The sequence below is a fragment of the Bacillus sp. THAF10 genome (assembly GCF_009363695.1).
GTDB lineage: Bacteria > Bacillota > Bacilli > Bacillales > Bacillaceae_I > Sutcliffiella_A.
Genome location: NZ_CP045403.1, coordinates 1,377,422 through 1,394,036, shown reverse-complemented (window position 1 = coordinate 1,394,036; position 16,615 = coordinate 1,377,422). Strand labels below are relative to the sequence as shown.

The window sequence follows — 16,615 nt, the reverse complement described above, 5'->3', positions numbered from 1 at the left end:
AGTAAATTATATGAGCCTAAGTAAAAAAATGACAAAGTTCTTTGCCTATTCTGTAAAAAAAAAAACGATAGAGTTTGTCACTCTATCGTTTTTGAAGTGTAGCCTATACAATGGCCCCTTCTAACTTTAGTAATTTTTCCTTAATATCAATTTTAGTTCCCGCATACCCTGTTAAGGCATTATTTTTTCCAATCACACGGTGGCACGGAATAATAATGGGAATTGGATTCCTTCTATTCGCTTGCCCTATTGCTCTAACTGCAAGTGGGCGATTAATTTCCATAGCTATGTCTTGGTAGCATTTCAATGTCCCATAGGAAATCCCATTTAATGCCTCCCACACTTGCATTTGAAAATCAGTTCCTTTTATTCTTAGTGGAATTTCAAAGTTTTTCCGTTCCCCAGCAAAGTACTCGCGCAATTGCTTTATTACCAATTGGCAAATTGGGTGTTCAGGAGCATATTGGTAGATAGGTGTGGATGAATCGATGTGTTTATTAAAGTCATCCTGAAAACCTACTTTTAATAAATAATTGTCATCACATACGACAAATAAATTTCCTACAGAAGTTTGTATCGTATCATAATAAAACATAAAGCTCCCTCTCTTTCATTATTTCTAGGCAGTTGGCGAGCCTACTGGAAGGTGAATATGAAAGGTTGTACCTCTCCCTACTTCACTCATTACTTCAATGCATCCGTTGTGTTCTTCTACAATTTTATAGCTTACCATAAGACCTAACCCTGTTCCACGTTCTTTTGTGGTATAGAATGGTTCACCTAGCTTTTTAAGCTTGTCATCTGGTATCCCAATTCCTTCATCTATTATGGAAATTAATATAAAATCATCTTTTTCTTTTTCTTTCTCAATGAAAACGGTAACTTTACCACCTTTTGGCATGACTTCTATTGCATTTTTCAAAATATTAATAAACACCTGTTTTAATTGGTTTGGCTCACAATATATATCTGGAACATTTTCTTCAAAGAAACTCGCAAATTGGATATTTTCTAACGAAGCCTGCGCACTTAAGAGATCCAGCGTTTCTTTCATGATCACAGTTGCATTTTTTCTTTGGTAGGAAATTGCTTGAGGTTTAGCTAAGACGAGAAATTCAGTGATAATCGACTCTATTCTTTTAAGCTCTGAGGTAATGACATCAAAATACATCGTATGCTGATTGTCCTCCATGCTATTTTGGAGGAGTTGAATAAACCCTTTTAAAGCGGTCATTGGATTCCTTATTTCATGAGCAATTCCTGCAGCAAGCTCTCCAACCACGGTCAACGTATCGGACTTTCTGAGTTGTTCCTCCATCTCCCTCTTTTCGGTTATGTTTCGGAAAATGGTCATATGCAGACCTTCAATGACATTCTTTTTAGCAGAGTATTCAATAATTTGAATTGAACCATCATTCTCATAACTAATTTCTCCACTTAGTTCATCACTGTCAGGACTTTGCTTCCACCTCTCTTTAATAGAATCAATTTGTTCTCTGTTAATAAATGATGACAGATAATTATTTATTAATTCTTCCTTTGAAAATCCTAGTATTTTGCTTGCATTAGGATTGGCGTCAATAATATTTCCAACTTCATCCCATAGAATGATACCATCCATTGCATTATCAAAAATCTTTCTGAATTTCTGTTCACTTTCTCTTAAGTCCTTTTCCATCTTTCTCCGTTCACTAACATTACGGAAAATAATCATGTTGTAGCCATCAATAATACCTTTATTTGCGGTAAACTCTAAAAGCTTTATTTGACCGTTAGGCATGTGGAATTCCAGCTCTTCGCGAATTTCGCCTTTTGCTCCAAATTGCTTCATAATCGAAAAGACTTTTTTGTTTTTCTTTGGAACAAAGTCATGAAGCTTTGACTGTATTAAATTTTCAAGTGGTAATTCAAAGGCTCTGCTTGCTGCTGGATTCGCTCTCATTATCTTCCCGTTATTATCGACAAGTACAATGGCATCAAGCGCATGCTGAAACATTTCCCTAAAACGTTTTTCACTTTTTTCAAGTTGAAGCTCCATGTTTCGTTTTTCCGTGACATCCCGCATAATAGCCAAATAATAGTCATCATATATGTTTGCTGTAATCGTAACTTCAAAAGTTTTCCTTTCTCCATTTTGGAGAGAAACAGGCAATTCTCCTCGTACTCTACCGTGCTTTTCGAGCAGATTCCATATCTTCTTCATCTTGATTTTAGAATCTGACTCAACAAAGTCATCTAGCTTTGACTGAAGAAGATCCATTTTTGGGAGCGCAAAATTGGAACAGAATGCTGGATTTACGTCAATAAAGTATCCATCTCTATCGAAAACGACAATACCATCTACTGCTCTATTTATCACGTCATGATACATTTGCTTATTTTTGCTTGTTTCTTTTTCCATCTGTTTCTTTAGGGTAATATCTCTAATGATACAAATATCTAAACCGCTCTCATCCGGATTTCGAACAGCAGAATATTCAATAAACTTAACTTTCCCACTATCCAAGCGGACGATTAATTCATTTTTCGATTCACCTAGTTCTTCTAATTGTGCTTCTTGATACTCTATTTCTTCCTTTGACATTAATTCTAGAAAATCATGAAGCTTTCTTTTTAGCAATTCCTCTTTTGGCAATTCAAAAAGATCACATGCTTTTTGATTTACTTGGAAAAACTCTAAATTCTCATTAAACAAGATTATGGAATCATTGGCATGTTCGAATGTAAGCTGAAGAAACCTATTTTCTTTTTCAAGCCGTTGAATTTGAGCAGTGAGTGTTCCTATTTCTGCCTCCAACTTTTTGGTTTCCTCTTTCACCATGTGTTGGATCATTGTACTTCCTCCACTTTTCAATTATTTCGCAGCAACGCTAATATCACATCTAATCCATATTCTTCTACGTTCCTCCTTAAAATTCCTTTGTTAGTCATATAACGCAATAAAAAAGTCATTTCAGAAATCATTTTGTAATATTTAATGCTATTGTGTAGATAATGGAAGAAAGAGCGTGTTACGTATAAATAGTAAGTATGATAAAATAGTTAAGTTAAACATTCTAGTATTATAGGAGATTGATGGATCTACCATGAAAATTATTGCTACAACCTTAAACGCAAAGTATATCCATACTAACCTTGCCATCCGCTTTTTAAAAGCTTATGCTGAGCCGGAGTATAAGATAGATATTACGGAATATACGATAAAAGATCCTGTGATGAATATAGTTTCAGATCTTATCCAACAAAAACCTGATGTTATCGGTTTTAGCTGCTATATTTGGAACATTGAAGAAACCATAAAAGTGATTAGCATGTTAAAGAAAATAAATCCTCATTTAGTCATCGTCCTTGGGGGGCCTGAGGTTACTTATGATGTTTCCTATTGGCTTGAACGCTTAAAGGATGTGGATTTCATTGTCCTTGGAGAAGGAGAAATTACCTTCAAGCAATTATTAAAAGAGCTCGAAGGAGACGGAGATTTTTCTAGCATTAGTGGGCTTGCCTACCGCCTTAACGAGGAAAATAAAATCTCTCCACAGCGTAATAAAGTCGATTTAAAAGAGCTGCCCTCCCCATATCGTTTCGAGGAAGATCTTCAAGCGCTGTCAAAGCGTGTCACGTATTTTGAAACAAGCAGAGGATGTCCCTTCAGCTGTCAATTTTGCCTCTCTTCCATTGAAGTCGGAGTAAGATACTTTGATCGGGAGAAAGTGAAAGAAGATATCCGTTTTCTTATGAAAAACGGAGCTAAAACGATTAAGTTTGTAGACCGAACATTTAATATTAGTCGTAGCTATGCCATGGAGATGTTTCGCTTTCTAATTGACGAGCATCTACCAGGAACCGTGTTTCAATTTGAAATCACTGCTGACATCATGCGTCCAGAGGTTATCGATTTTTTAAACAAGGAAGCACCAAAAGGGCTTTTCCGCTTTGAAATTGGTGTTCAATCCACCAATGATGCTACTAATGAGCTGGTGATGAGGAAACAAAACTTCTCTAAGCTTTCACGTACCGTCACGATGGTAAAGGATGGTGGGAAAATAGATCAGCATCTAGACCTTATCGCTGGCTTACCTGAAGAGGATTATCATTCCTTTAAGAAAACATTTAATGATGTCTTTGAAATGCGCCCTGAGGAGCTTCAGCTTGGATTCCTTAAAATGCTTCGTGGAACTGGATTAAGAATTCGTTCTGAAGATCATCATTATGTATATATGGATCAAGCACCATACGAGATATTAGGAAATAATGTGCTCTCCTTTGATGACATTATCCGAATTAAACAAGTAGAGGACGTTTTAGAAAAGTATTGGAATGATCATCGAATGGATGTAACGGTGGAATATTTAGTTACCAACGTGTTTGACACACCATTTGATTTCTTCCAACAGTTCGGGTCCTACTGGGATAAAGAGGGTTGGTCAAGAATTGGCCACCAATTGGAGGATTTGTTCAAACGCCTGGAAGCATTTTTACATTCGGTATCTCCCGAGGCGCTTTCTCTTGTAGAAAACCTAATGAAGTATGATTACTTGTTACATCAAAAATTTAAGCCTCGTAAACCGTGGTGGGAAAATAGAGTAGAGAAAGAAACAAGAACCAAGCTCTACAAAGAAATCTCTCAACAACCAGGTATTCTTGGTACCAGCTTTTCCGACCTGCAATTAACCGAAAAAGATCTTTACAAGCATACCATGATTGAATCCCTTCATTTTGACTTAGATCTTTATCGAAAAACAGGCAAGATAAAGAAAGAGGAAGGCTATGTGCTTGTGTATTTCAATCAATCGGAAAACAAAACAGTAATATATCCAATTAATAACATATCCAAAAAAAATGCTAGCTAATTCAGCTAGCATTTTTCCTTTTTATTCTTTTGTGTTTTAGCCTCTATCGCATTTTCAAAGGCTTTTGCTGCGTTGGGATCACCAAATTCTGGCCCAAACTCTTCATTCAAACTGTCTTGTGAAATAGCATGCTCCTCTTTATGAGCTTGCTTTTGTTTCTTATGTGTCATCTTAAATCCCCCTTATTTACCTTGTCTGCCTTTTTTTGAATTTCGGTTTGCTCCACGAATCATATCTTCCTTATCATATGCAGCAGAGAATTCTGTGTCTGGCAAGCTTTCCTTAGGAGTTTTATTGTTATTTTTGGCTGCATCATGTGCGACTTTCCTTTTTTCCACTACCTTCACCCCCATACTGTTAGAATGCCCAGCTCTTATTTTTCACATTCTTCATAAGCAATTAAAACGATATGCTCCCCAAGTTCCTCTTGAAGCTGTTTTTCAAATAGCGTAATTTTCGTTAAATTATCTTCTGACAGGTTTGCTAATTCAAATTCTTTCTGCAATTCATTCACCCCCTTTGGATTCTTTGTACATACTTATTTATTTTATAGAAAAGCTAAAAATATACCTTTAATGGGAGGTGAACAGGTATGACGGACAATAAAAAATCAAAAGACGTTCCATATTTAGAGGAAACAATGCCCCACCAAATCAATTCTCCAAGTTTTAAGGGAAGTAAAATTACCATGCAGCCACCGTTCATTAATGAACATGGAATTGTGATTGGAGATAGCTTATATAATTCTGATGATTCACCGTTAAACAATTGGAGTGACGAGGTAGATCCAGCCATCATGGCAGGAGATCATTGGGTGCATCCCACAAATGATATCGGTTGGAATTCTGCTGAAAACAGGGAGCTTATTGAAAAATCGAAGGCTCCTCAAGGTGTCCCATTTACTCACCCGGACAAAGACGTGAGCTATGATAGAGATTAAAAAACAGGGCTTAACTTTCCGCCCTGTTTTTGTCATTTTCCGGATGAATTCCTTTCATGGATATAAACAATGCAAGAGCACAAACTCCTGACAACACATAAAACATTAAAGTGTCCTCACCTTTTATCAACAGTGCAACTATTGGCGGTCCAAGTGCAACACCTATAAATCTCATGGAACTATATATAGATGTAATAGTTCCTCTTTCTTCTTTTTCGATTCCTTCTGTAATGAGAGCATCTAAACTAGGAAGTGCTACCCCTATTCCCAGTCCACCTACGGAAAACAGCGCCATCGTCATCCAAACACCCTCAAAAAAACTATTCGCAAACACACTGATCCCTAAAACCGTCACACTGAAGACAATAAGCCATTTCATTAGCACTTTGTTTTTTTGAATTTTTTTACCTGTAAAAAACGATGCGATGCATAAGGTAGCTAAAGGGACAGCTAAAAACACACCTTTTTTCACTCCCTCGATACCATGCTTCTTTTCCAATAAGTCAGACAAATAAAATAACACTCCAAATAAGACAAACATCAGGATGCAACCCACGAAGAAAATCGCAAACAGCCATTTGGAATCTTTGTGAAATATACCTTTTACAGCTAATAGAAATTCCTTAAACGGCAATGCTTTTTCTTTCTTCTTTGGACTTTTTACTAAAAAAAGCATGAGTACAATGGAAATAAGACAAAATACAGGGATAGAAAAAAAAGGAAGATACCAAACAATCCCCGCTAATAAGGCACCTAATACTGGACTAAGTACTTTTCCAAGCGTATTGGAAGTCTCAATAATTCCTAAGTTTTCACTAACTTCACTTTCACTCTTAAACATATCACCTACTAGTGGCATGACAATGGGAGCGGCTCCTGCAGCACCAATTCCTTGGAGTGTTCTCCCAACAAGTATAATCGAATAAGGATCTTCCATTTTCCAACCTGCCCAACCAGAAATAATACCACCAATTGCAGTAATAATTAGACTAGGAAGAATAACCGCCTTTCTACCGATTCTGTCTGATAAATAGCCTGCTATAGGAATAAGAATAATTGCTACGATGGAGTACACGGTAATAATCATACTAACCTGGAAAGAAGAAATATCGAGTTTCTTTTCAATCGTTGGAAGAACAGGTATTAACATCGAATTTCCTAAAGTCATTACAAGTGGAATCGATGCCAATGATACGATTGCCCATCTTTTTTCATGCTCCATCAATAGGACCTACTTTCATCATTTTCGTCTCTATTAATATGAATCCAAATGCTCTAAAATATTTACTCTAATAAAAGCTTTCAAAACAAGAAAAAGAGGCCCTATTCAAGGCCTCATTTTCTATCCAATTATGACACGCTCCACTGGATAGTGGTATTTAGGTGGTTTCTGTTTACTCTCCATAATGAAGAGAAAAGTAATCAGTCCTACACGTCCAATAAACATTAAGCAAATAATAACAAGCTTGCCAAAGGAGGATAAGTCAGGGGTAATTCCCATGGATAATCCTGTCGTACCAAAAGCAGAACACACTTCAAAAATAATTTGAATTAAGGCAAAATCCTCTGTAATAGACAAAATAATGATAGAGCTAAAACAAATGGTAATGGCGAGGATTAGCACCACTAAAGACTTGATAATATCCTCTTCGTGAATTTCTCTTCCAAACAATTTTATATTGCGATTCCCTCTAGCGAAATGATATAAAAACAAAATATTTAAGGCAAAGGTCGTCGTACGTATCCCGCCTCCAACAGAACTTGGAGACGCACCTATAAACATAAGACCGCTCATGACAAGAAGAGTTGGTAAGGTAAACTCGCTAACATCCATGGTAGCAAGGCCACCACTTCTCGTAGTTACAGATTGAAACATGGCATAAAACAGGCTTTCATGCCATGTCATACCCTTGAAATACTCATCAAACTCCAAAATGATGATGGCGATTGTCCCAAAGGTAATTAAAAAAGCAAATGTAATGCTGGTGATTTTCGTAAACAAAGAAAAACGGAATTTTCCATTCTTATGGACAATAAATTCTTTCACTTCCACTAGAACTGGAAAGCCAATCGCACCAGCAATAATTAGGATAATCACGATAAATTGGACAAAATAATCATTTGCAAATGGAACAAGAGAAGAGCCAGTTATGTCGAAACCACCATTTGTTGTGGCGCTTACTGCTGCGAAAAAACCTTGAAAATAAGCTTCCTGCCATGAATCGAAATAAGACAGAAAGTAAGTACCAAGAATGAAAGCCCCCACAAGTTCAATTGTAAGAATAAGCACAAGGATTTGCTTAACAAGCTTTACAATACCTGATAAATTTGATTGATTTTGATCAAGCATCATTAATCGACGTTCACGAAGGCCAATTTTTCTACCTAGTAACAGCCAAATGAATGTGCCTACCGCCATTACCCCTACACCACCAAATTGCAAAACGAAAGCAAGAATAAATACACCCGGAGTGGTAAATGTTTCTGCTGTACTAACAACAGTAAGTCCAGTAACACTTACAGCGCTCACAGCAGTAAACAAAGCGTTGATAAAACTCCATTCTGCTTCTTCATATCTCGCAATGGGTAAACTTAGAAGGCTAACAGCTACCAGCACAGCAATGAAATAAAAACTTACAATTAACTGCGCTGGAGATAAATTATGTACTTTCTCACTAAAAATAGCTTTAAATTTAATCATAACTTCCCTTTCAACAAACAGCATATATAAACAATATTAGTCTCATGGTAATCCACACCTATATTACAGTATTTGTCTAATACTTTCCAGTATGAATTAATTTGCAACAACAATACTAACGGTACAACTAATAATCCAAAAAATATTATTTAGTTGAACAAAAAAGGAGTGATAAAAATGGCACGACGTAATAAACTTCTCGTACCTGGAATTGAACAAGCATTAGATCAAATCAAATACGAAATTGCACAAGAATTTGGTGTATCACTTGGTTCTGACACAGTTTCACGCTCCAATGGTTCTGTAGGTGGAGAGATCACTAAGCGCTTAGTAGCTCAAGCTCAATCACAACTTAAAGGTAAATAACCATGGATAAAACCCAGAGATACAACTCTCTGGGTTCATTTATTATGTATAATCTAGATGGTAGAATAATTGTAAATAATTGCTGCTTAATGATGCCAGAGTTCTTTTTCCAGCTTGATGTTTTGTCTTACTTCATTTTCTTTTTTCTTCAAGTCTTTTTTACGCTCATTTATAATATGCTCTCTATCTTCTTTTCGATCTTGTCGACGTTCTTTTCTTTCCGCTTTGCGCTCTTCTTTCTTTTCTTTCCGTTCCGCTTTGCGCTCTTCTTTCTTTTCGTTCCGCTCCGTTTTACGCTCTTCTTTCTTTTCGTTCCGCTCCGTTTTACGTTCTTCTTTCTTTTCGTTCCGCTCCATTTTACGCTCTGCTTTCTTTTCGTTCCGCTCGGTTTTGCGTTTTGCTTTTTCATTTACCCGTGCTTCTTTTCGATCTTTCTTCTTTTCCTTTTGTTCTGCTTTTAGAGCTTTTTCAGCGCCTGCTTTCGAGACTATTTCAGATGTTTTTTCTGATTTAGGCGCATCAATGTTAACACCTGATGGCTTTGCCTTCACCTGTGTTGTTGGAATAACCTCCCGCTTTGAGGTATCTACACTATCCACAGTCTCCTGTTCTTTTTCTTTTTGAATAAACTTACCAGGAGAAAGTCCTTCTTTTAAGGCATCTGTTCTTTTATTTAAAGTGGATTCCATCGTAGTTATATTAACGTTTTCCGTTTTAATGGTTTCAGATAATGCGGTGATTTTCCCTTGCATTTCCGTTTTCCAACTCGATTTTGTTTCATTATTGATAAGAGAAGCGATTAATACCTCTCTGTTCTCTTTGAAATACCCTTGTTGCCGGATAACATCAAACAAGTCCGTTGTAACCTTCGAAATATCTTGTTTCTTCCATTCAACAAGTTGTTCAATGATTTTCCTGCCTTCATCATTATAAGCTTCCATAGAGATAACTTCCATTTTTTTATTGACCCCTAATTCAATACTTGGGTTTACATCCACTGATATATAAGCATAAACCTGGTTACTCACATATCTTGGATAAAATGAAAGTGCGAGGATAATAATTGCTGCTGCTACAATCATTGTCCATCTTGAAATTAAAATAGAATGAACTTTTTTCATTCTGCTTTTCTCTGTTTGATGAAGTGGGAAAAACGTTATTTCTTCCCCTATATCGACATGCCCCTTTTGTTTTCTTGATTTTAAAAATTCGCCCTCAGGGGTCAGAATAGTGACATCTTCGTCATGAACTTCGAGCACAATCCCTTTTTTCACTCGTAATCGCCCCTTTTAAATAATCTTTCAAATATATATAATCCCCCGATAATATAATCGAAACAGCGATGATATATTTACGGTTGCGCTCAATTGTTTTTCTGCTAACGTCAACCATCCCTTCTAACTGCTTCATTGGTATCATCTTTTTTTCAAATAGATGATTTTTTAATTCCGTTTCTTGAATAAGGGTATTGGCAACCTCAATAGCATTTTGCCTAGCATCTGCATGTTTTGGAGAGCACTCAATAAGGTCTGCAAAACTTAATCCAAAATCCTTTAAAACAGTTTGATAATACCGAATCTCTTCTCTGCGTTGCTCTTGTTCGATTTGCTTATTAAATTCTTCCACAGACAAAGTTGCCTCAATGCGATTGGAGGCATAATCATCTTGTTCCACGTCCTGCTCTGACATCGTAATGGTTGCATTCTTACTCTCTTTACGAATATAGTCAATCACTCTTCGTTTAATAATTAAGTCTGCAAAAGAAATAAGCGAGCTCCCTTTATCTTTAGAGTACTTTTCAATGGCTTCATTAAAAGCAATCAAACCAATACTGAATTCGTCGTCTGCTTCACTAATATATCGTTTACACACAGTTGATACACTTTTCGCAATAAAGGGTTTGTATTTATCAATCAATTTATTTTGTAAGTTTATATTGCCAGCTTGTATTTCCAGCACTTCATCTTCAAGAGTCTTTGTGCGTTGTTTGCCAAATTTAAAAAGTAGGCTCAGCACCGGCTTCACCTCTCCTCTTGCTTATATATAAAAAAATTCAAGTAATATAAGCATGTATTAAGAAGGAGGCTTTTTCATGCATAGAAAAAGTCACCTATCTATATATAAAGGTGTACTTTTATCTATAAAATGTCAATGTAAAAACCTGTTAAGGCTTGTGTGGATGTAAAAAAATTACAAATATTAATAAAAGGATTTCATTGAAGTAAATTTAGTGAATCAGAATTTGCTTGAAAAACATGTTTATTTAGGTGAATTTATTAATCCTCCCTTACTTTTTGTCCCTTTGTTATTGACTAGTCACTTAAATGTTACGTGAATGTTTCAATTTTTGCGGGGGAGAGTCAAAAAATAATTTTAGAATACTTCTAATTACCCAATTCATCATGCTCCACTAATTCTTTAGTAACCCTAAAAAAAGTTAGCTTATATGAATATGCTTTACGTTATCATCCTTATGTTCTACATAATATTTAACCATCGTTTCCGCCGTATCTATAAAACGAGGACAAACAATTCCTCCATCCTTTAGGATATTCTGTGCTTCAGAACAATCAAAGCTTCCCCTCCAAGTAAAATAATCTAATGCCTCTTTTTCCACTCTCAACCACTTTCGTGCACTTGGTACCTGTAAAAACAATTTAGCCATTTGCAATGGAAGAGAACCTCTCGGAGCTCGTTTTAACAGTTTTTCCATCAGAACACTATAAGCCTCTCTCATAGTAATAGGATGGGGATTCGTTAGATGCAACGTTTTTCCTAGTGCTGCCTCAGAATGGGTAAGATAGCACGTACTTTTTACAATATAATCAATCGGTACCACATTAAACTCTGCTTCTCCCTTCCCAAGATGCGGAATGACAGGAAGAAACCGTAAATGATCTAAAAAATTCAACATCAGGTATGGTCCATCGAACTTAATAGTCGCTCCTGTGAGGCTATGTCCTTTTACTATGCCAGGTCGGATAATCGTTACAGGGAGGTTATTCTTTGCTTGATTAACAATTATTTCCGCTAAATATTTCGTTTCTTCATAATGATTTTTAAAGCCTTCTTGATGAACAAGTTCACGTTCAAAAATCGTTCCTCCTCTCTTTCCTGCAACGTACGCTGTACTAAAATACACAAATCGTTTTAGATAAGGCAATGATGGCAGTAAATTTACTACTTGTTGGGTACCATTAACATTTACATGGGTAGCAATTTCTTTTTTTACTGCTAAATCATAAATAGCGGCCAAATGGAAAACATATTGAACGTTTTCGCGTATCAGCAAATGATCCTCGTTATTTAAGTTTAAATTTTGCTTGGTAATATCTCCTTCTATAAGGTGAAAGCTAGTATTTGGATAGGCACTTTTTAACTTTTGAATAAGCGAAGCGGAGATATTTTTTTGTGTAGGAAGTACCAAAAGAAAAAGATGATGAATATCCTTTCTTGTCTCTAACAATTCATGCACTAACTGTTGACAAATAAAACCAGGAAAACCCGTAAAGAAATAACCATTCACCCTTACCACTCCTTTTCTAACATACACTTTTAACTTTCCAAAAATAGTAATGCTTAACTTTTACATTAAGGATAAACTACAAACAAGCTGCTGAACAGAGGCTTTTATTATACTATTTAGAAAATTCAGGTGATATAACATGCACACAATGTGGAAGGGTTCCATCAGCTTTGGACTTGTGAATATACCAATCAAAATGTTCTCGGCAACTGAGGACAAGGACATTAAGTTACGTACACTTCATAAAGAATGCCACAGTCCTATTAAATATGAAAAAATCTGTCCAAACTGTGATAAAGAAGTAAAACAGGAAGATCTCGTAAAAGGGATCGAATATATAAAGGGAAAATTTGTCATTCTTGACGAAAAAGAATTAAAAGAACTTAAAGAAGAGCACGAGGATAAAAGTGTTAAAATCATTGATTTTGTCAAGCTAGAGGATATAGATCCTATTTACTTTAACCGCTCTTATTTTTTGGGACCAGGTGAGAATGGCAGTAAGGCGTATTCTTTACTTCGAGAAGCATTAGAAAGTTCTAACAAGATTGGAGTAGCGGAAATCACCATTCGCTCCAAGCAACAGCTAGCAATTGTTCGGGTGTACAAAGATTGTTTAGTAATGGAGACTGTTCACTATCCTGATGAAGTAAGAAGCACCACAGATGTCCCTGGTGTTCCGGAAAGAAAAAAAGTAGCAGAAAAAGAATTACAAACAGCCATCACGCTAATTGATCAACTTACAACTGAGTTTGACCCAGAGAAATATCATGATGACTATCGGGAAGCAGTCCTCCGTTTAGTTCATGAAAAAGTGAATAGAAAAGAAGGAACGACCACTCCAACAGAAAAGGCAGACAATGATAATATTGTGGATTTAATGAGTGCGCTCCAAGCTAGTATTGAACGAACGAAAGATCAAGGCCAAAAAACTGTAAAGAAAAAAAATGCTCAAGAAAAAGGTCAACCAAAGGAAAAAGCAGCTTCTTCAGCAACACCAAAAAAGAAAACCACAAAGAAAAAGAAAGCATCTAGCTAATTTGGTTAGATGTTTTCTGCGATTTATTAATTAAAGATTGGGAGGATTGAAAATGATCAAGCCGATGCTTGCCACTCAGCACCAGCAAGCACCAGAAGGTAGTGAATGGCTACATGAAGTGAAGTATGATGGGTATCGTTGTATTGCTATTATCACTGAAGCAAACATCCTTTTACAAAGCAGGAACGGAAGATCATTAAACCAAACATTTCCAGAAGTGGTTGACTTTCTAAATAACCTGAAACCAACTCTAAAGCATCGTCTCCCTATAATACTCGATGGAGAATTAACCATTCTTTTGTCCTCAAAGAAAGCTGATTTTGAAACACTTCAAAAACGGGGGAAAACCAAAACGGCTAATAAAATCACAGAACTTTCCTTGACAGCCCCAGCAACTCTATTAGTGTTTGACCTTCTTGAAGATGCAGGGAATTCAACAGTAGAGCAATCCTACGTAAAACGAAAAGAACATTTACGAAGGCTCTTAAGCGATTCTGACTTACCACTTAAACCTTCCCCTACATCAGAGTTAAGAGTGCAGTATCTTCCATATTATGATGAGGTAGAATTTTTATGGAATAGCGTGCAAAGTATGAATGGAGAGGGTTTGGTATCTAAAAGAAAAAACAGTACGTATCATTTCGGAAAACGCTCGGGAGAATGGATTAAAGTGAAAAATTTTAAAGTAGCAACTTGCTTCATTACTTCTTATGAAAAAGGAAATGGTTATTTTCATGTTGGAGTGTTTAATGAGGAAGGCACCATCATAAATGTGGGATTGTTTTCACATGGGCTTTCTTCAGAAGAGAGAAAGGCTCTTTTAAAGGTGATCAGAAACAATAGGATGAAGGAGGATACAAACTTTCTTTATCTCTCGCCTGGAATATGTGTCGATCTCAATTACTTAGAGCTCTATCAAGGTAAATTAAGACATCCAGAATTTAAACAATTTCGTTTTGACTTTAACGTAGGAGAGTGTTTGTTTTCTTCATTGTTTTTGCAGGAATTACCTCCAAATGTTGTCATTACTAATCCAAAAAAGCCGCTTTGGGACAAGCCACTCGTCACAAAGCAGGATTACCTGCATTTTCTTTTAGAATGCTCTCCCCTTCTGCTTCCTTTTATTAAAAATAGGCACTTGACCGTTATTCGCTTTCCACATGGAATGAATGGAGAAAGCTTTTATCAAAAAAACACTCCAGATTATGCACCTTCCTTTGTTCAAACGGATGAGTATGAGGGGAACCTCTATACTCTATGCAATAATTTAGACACGTTGATTTGGCTCGGCAATCAGCTCGCACTAGAATTTCACGTACCATATCAAACGATAGACTTTACGAATCCATCAGAAATTGTCTTTGATCTTGATCCACCTTCTCAAGATTACTTTTCTCTTGCCGTTATCGGGGCACTAAAAATGAAAGAGATTTTTGACACCCTAAAGCTTTCCTCATTTGTGAAAACTTCTGGTAGAAAAGGTCTCCAGGTATATATCCCTCTTCCTGAAAACAAATTTACGTATGAGGAAACCCGTAGATTCACAGAGTTTATCGCTTCCTATCTTGTAAAAAGTTACCCAGAGCAATTTACAATCGAGCGCTTAAAGAAAAACAGGGGAAAAAGAGTGTATTTAGACTATATCCAGCATGCAGCAGGAAAAACCATCGTTGCGCCTTATTCCTTGCGAGAAAATGTCTTACCTACAGTGGCAACCCCTTTGTATTGGGAAGAAGTAAAAGAGGAGTTACTTCCTGAGGCATTTACGATCTTTTCTGTGATGGATCGAATAAATAACAAAATGAATCCCTTCAGAGATTATTGGACTGTCGCTAATGCTCAAACATTTCGTGATGTACTCACTTTTTTGAATGGGAAAGATAAGGTATAGATTCATACATGATTGGGAAGGATGGACGTAAAAAAGAAAGGTGATGGATGTGCAAGCCTTTGTCATCGTCCCTCCAATTGTTGAAATGGAAGATAGCATTATCATTGAATTTATGGATGAAACAGAACCTGCTGAATTTAGGAAATATCGGTTGTTTTTACAAAAACATTCTTTGGATGTCGCAAAAATGATTGTATACCGACCAAATCTTTCATCTTGGCAAGACATTAGTAGTATGATTTCCCCTTTCTATCTTGCAAGTCTAAAAAATACCCTGCTTCTTCAAGCGAAAGAACATGCCTTTTTAGATAAGCAAGATATTTCTTAAATTAATGACCTCCCCATATACTCTTGTCCACTGCACTTTCCCTCTACTTACATACAATAGCAGTAGAATGGAGGTGAAAGTATGGCCCTTCAATTAATGAAATTGCATATTGTTGCAAACTCGACTGTTGGAGTAGATCCTACTATTACTAGGTTTTTTTATGTAACGACTGCTGACACAACTGCAGGTAATACCTTATCTATCGATACAGGTGATTTCTTTGATGATACAGGTGCTGCGGCTACCGCTCTTCCAGTACTAACGACAAATAATAGCTACTTTAATGTCTATGTTAATGGGGTGTTGCAAATGGAAGCTGTATCAACCTATACTCCTGGCGCACCACTTACGGGATCTTTAGATATTGCTGTACCTGCAGGGTCTGATCCGATTTTAAGTAATACTCCAATCGTACTAGAAGTTGCTAACTACAGTCCATCAGTGAATACAACGATAACCACATAAAGTAACATAAGGGTTCTTCACCAACAACAAGGGAGAACCCTTTTTTACTTGTTGTTATAAATGGTAATAAATTGAATGATAATCGGAGAGCCTGGGAGTGGGACGTCCTCTGTTTTCAGTTCTAGCTTATCTTTTTCAAGAGCATAGGTGACACACGGTTGTAAAACACCATTGACAAAGAGATTTGCATAGGAATATTCCTCTGAACTAAGAATACCTTTAGAACCATATTCCGTTAACTCATCTTTACTTGTATATATCCTTTTTTCACCTGCTGCAATGGCATTATATTGATACGTCTCTACATCTGCTATTTTTCTTTCAACAGTCACTGGTACTTGAATTTGGATACCTGTCGTCACATGTCGTTTATCAAACACCTTCTTTGTATGAATGACATGTTTGTTCTTATCGTTCTCCACACGCATCCCCTCTTTAAAGAAATTCATTTTCTATGTATAACTATATTTTTCTCCCTCCTTTGTTATTCATTGAATTATTATCTATTCCAT

General features: G+C 36.4%; 18 protein-coding genes. 7 read left to right on the top strand and 11 right to left on the bottom strand.

All coding sequences use genetic code 11. The features are described 5' to 3' along the window. Positions 1-103: 103 nt before the first annotated feature. Positions 104-595 (bottom strand): methylated-DNA--[protein]-cysteine S-methyltransferase, encoded by a 492-nt coding sequence (locus FIU87_RS07350; RefSeq protein ID WP_152443982.1) that lies wholly within the window; start codon positions 593-595, stop codon positions 104-106. Positions 596-619: 24 nt separating this feature from the next. Continuing rightward, on the bottom strand, positions 620-2,833 hold the full coding sequence (locus FIU87_RS07345; protein ID WP_152443981.1) for a PAS domain S-box protein: 2,214 nt from the start codon (positions 2,831-2,833) through the stop codon (positions 620-622). A 253-nt stretch (positions 2,834-3,086) separates the two neighbouring features. Here FIU87_RS07345 and FIU87_RS07340 point away from each other — a divergent pair, with 253 nt between their 5' ends. Next, positions 3,087-4,850 (top strand): B12-binding domain-containing radical SAM protein, encoded by a 1,764-nt coding sequence (locus FIU87_RS07340; RefSeq protein ID WP_152443980.1) that lies wholly within the window; start codon positions 3,087-3,089, stop codon positions 4,848-4,850. 5 nt (positions 4,851-4,855) lie between these two features. Here the strand turns inward: FIU87_RS07340 and FIU87_RS21000 are convergent, their stop codons facing one another. The 3 genes from FIU87_RS21000 to FIU87_RS21545 are packed head-to-tail and all read right to left on the bottom strand — an operon-like array spanning position 4,856 to position 5,355. Further along, a complete protein-coding gene (locus tag FIU87_RS21000) occupies positions 4,856-5,020 on the bottom strand; it encodes a hypothetical protein (protein ID WP_172970989.1) in 165 nt (54 codons plus the stop codon). Between the two features lie 12 nt (positions 5,021-5,032). Beyond that, entirely contained in the window at positions 5,033-5,188 is a 156-nt protein-coding gene (locus FIU87_RS20995) for a hypothetical protein (RefSeq protein WP_172970900.1), read from the bottom strand. Between the two features lie 35 nt (positions 5,189-5,223). Further along, positions 5,224-5,355 (bottom strand): hypothetical protein, encoded by a 132-nt coding sequence (locus FIU87_RS21545; protein WP_301538660.1) that lies wholly within the window; start codon positions 5,353-5,355, stop codon positions 5,224-5,226. An 87-nt stretch (positions 5,356-5,442) separates the two neighbouring features. Between FIU87_RS21545 and FIU87_RS07335 the strand changes: the two genes are divergently transcribed. Next, positions 5,443-5,790 carry a DUF3905 domain-containing protein gene (locus tag FIU87_RS07335; RefSeq protein ID WP_152443979.1) on the top strand — a complete coding sequence of 116 codons (348 nt, stop codon included), beginning with the start codon at positions 5,443-5,445 and terminating at the stop codon, positions 5,788-5,790. 10 nt (positions 5,791-5,800) lie between these two features. On the opposite strand, the gene FIU87_RS07330 is transcribed toward FIU87_RS07335, so the two are convergent. Further along, the gene (locus FIU87_RS07330) at positions 5,801-7,012 is read right to left on the bottom strand and encodes a bacillibactin exporter BcbE (protein ID WP_152443978.1); all 1,212 of its coding nucleotides are present in this window, start codon (positions 7,010-7,012) and stop codon (positions 5,801-5,803) included. A 120-nt stretch (positions 7,013-7,132) separates the two neighbouring features. Continuing rightward, positions 7,133-8,491, bottom strand: a complete 1,359-nt coding sequence (locus tag FIU87_RS07325) for a TrkH family potassium uptake protein (RefSeq protein ID WP_172970988.1) — start codon at positions 8,489-8,491, stop codon at positions 7,133-7,135. Positions 8,492-8,668: 177 nt separating this feature from the next. Here FIU87_RS07325 and FIU87_RS07320 point away from each other — a divergent pair, with 177 nt between their 5' ends. Further along, the gene (locus FIU87_RS07320) at positions 8,669-8,857 is read left to right on the top strand and encodes an alpha/beta-type small acid-soluble spore protein (RefSeq protein ID WP_152443977.1); all 189 of its coding nucleotides are present in this window, start codon (positions 8,669-8,671) and stop codon (positions 8,855-8,857) included. Between the two features lie 86 nt (positions 8,858-8,943). Here the strand turns inward: FIU87_RS07320 and FIU87_RS07315 are convergent, their stop codons facing one another. The 3 genes from FIU87_RS07315 to FIU87_RS07305 all read right to left on the bottom strand — a co-directional run bounded on the left by FIU87_RS07315 (position 8,944) and on the right by FIU87_RS07305 (position 12,383). After that, the gene (locus FIU87_RS07315; protein WP_152443976.1) at positions 8,944-10,131 is read right to left on the bottom strand and encodes an anti-sigma factor domain-containing protein; all 1,188 of its coding nucleotides are present in this window, start codon (positions 10,129-10,131) and stop codon (positions 8,944-8,946) included. Beyond that, positions 10,100-10,882 (bottom strand): RNA polymerase sigma factor SigI, encoded by a 783-nt coding sequence (gene sigI, locus FIU87_RS07310; protein ID WP_152443975.1) that lies wholly within the window; start codon positions 10,880-10,882, stop codon positions 10,100-10,102. The genes FIU87_RS07315 and sigI overlap by 32 nt, the downstream gene beginning before the upstream one ends. A gap of 412 nt (positions 10,883-11,294) precedes the next feature. After that, entirely contained in the window at positions 11,295-12,383 is a 1,089-nt protein-coding gene (locus FIU87_RS07305; protein WP_152443974.1) for an SDR family oxidoreductase, read from the bottom strand. A 139-nt stretch (positions 12,384-12,522) separates the two neighbouring features. On the opposite strand from FIU87_RS07305, the gene FIU87_RS07300 reads away from it, so the two are divergent. The 4 genes from FIU87_RS07300 (at position 12,523) to FIU87_RS07285 (ending at position 16,103) form a co-directional block, all read left to right on the top strand. Beyond that, positions 12,523-13,419, top strand: a complete 897-nt coding sequence (locus FIU87_RS07300) for a non-homologous end joining protein Ku (protein WP_152443973.1) — start codon at positions 12,523-12,525, stop codon at positions 13,417-13,419. Between the two features lie 52 nt (positions 13,420-13,471). After that, positions 13,472-15,310 (top strand): DNA ligase D, encoded by a 1,839-nt coding sequence (locus FIU87_RS07295; protein ID WP_152443972.1) that lies wholly within the window; start codon positions 13,472-13,474, stop codon positions 15,308-15,310. A gap of 40 nt (positions 15,311-15,350) precedes the next feature. Beyond that, positions 15,351-15,638: a hypothetical protein gene (locus FIU87_RS07290; protein ID WP_152443971.1), complete on the top strand. Its 288-nt coding sequence runs from the start codon at positions 15,351-15,353 to the stop codon at positions 15,636-15,638. Positions 15,639-15,719: 81 nt separating this feature from the next. Continuing rightward, positions 15,720-16,103: a DUF4183 domain-containing protein gene (locus FIU87_RS07285; protein WP_152443970.1), complete on the top strand. Its 384-nt coding sequence runs from the start codon at positions 15,720-15,722 to the stop codon at positions 16,101-16,103. 44 nt (positions 16,104-16,147) lie between these two features. Here FIU87_RS07285 and FIU87_RS07280 read toward each other — a convergent pair whose 3' ends face one another. Then, positions 16,148-16,552, bottom strand: coding sequence for a DUF4183 domain-containing protein (locus tag FIU87_RS07280; RefSeq protein ID WP_253905533.1), 405 nt, complete (start codon positions 16,550-16,552; stop codon positions 16,148-16,150). Between the last annotated feature and the right edge of the window lie 63 nt (positions 16,553-16,615).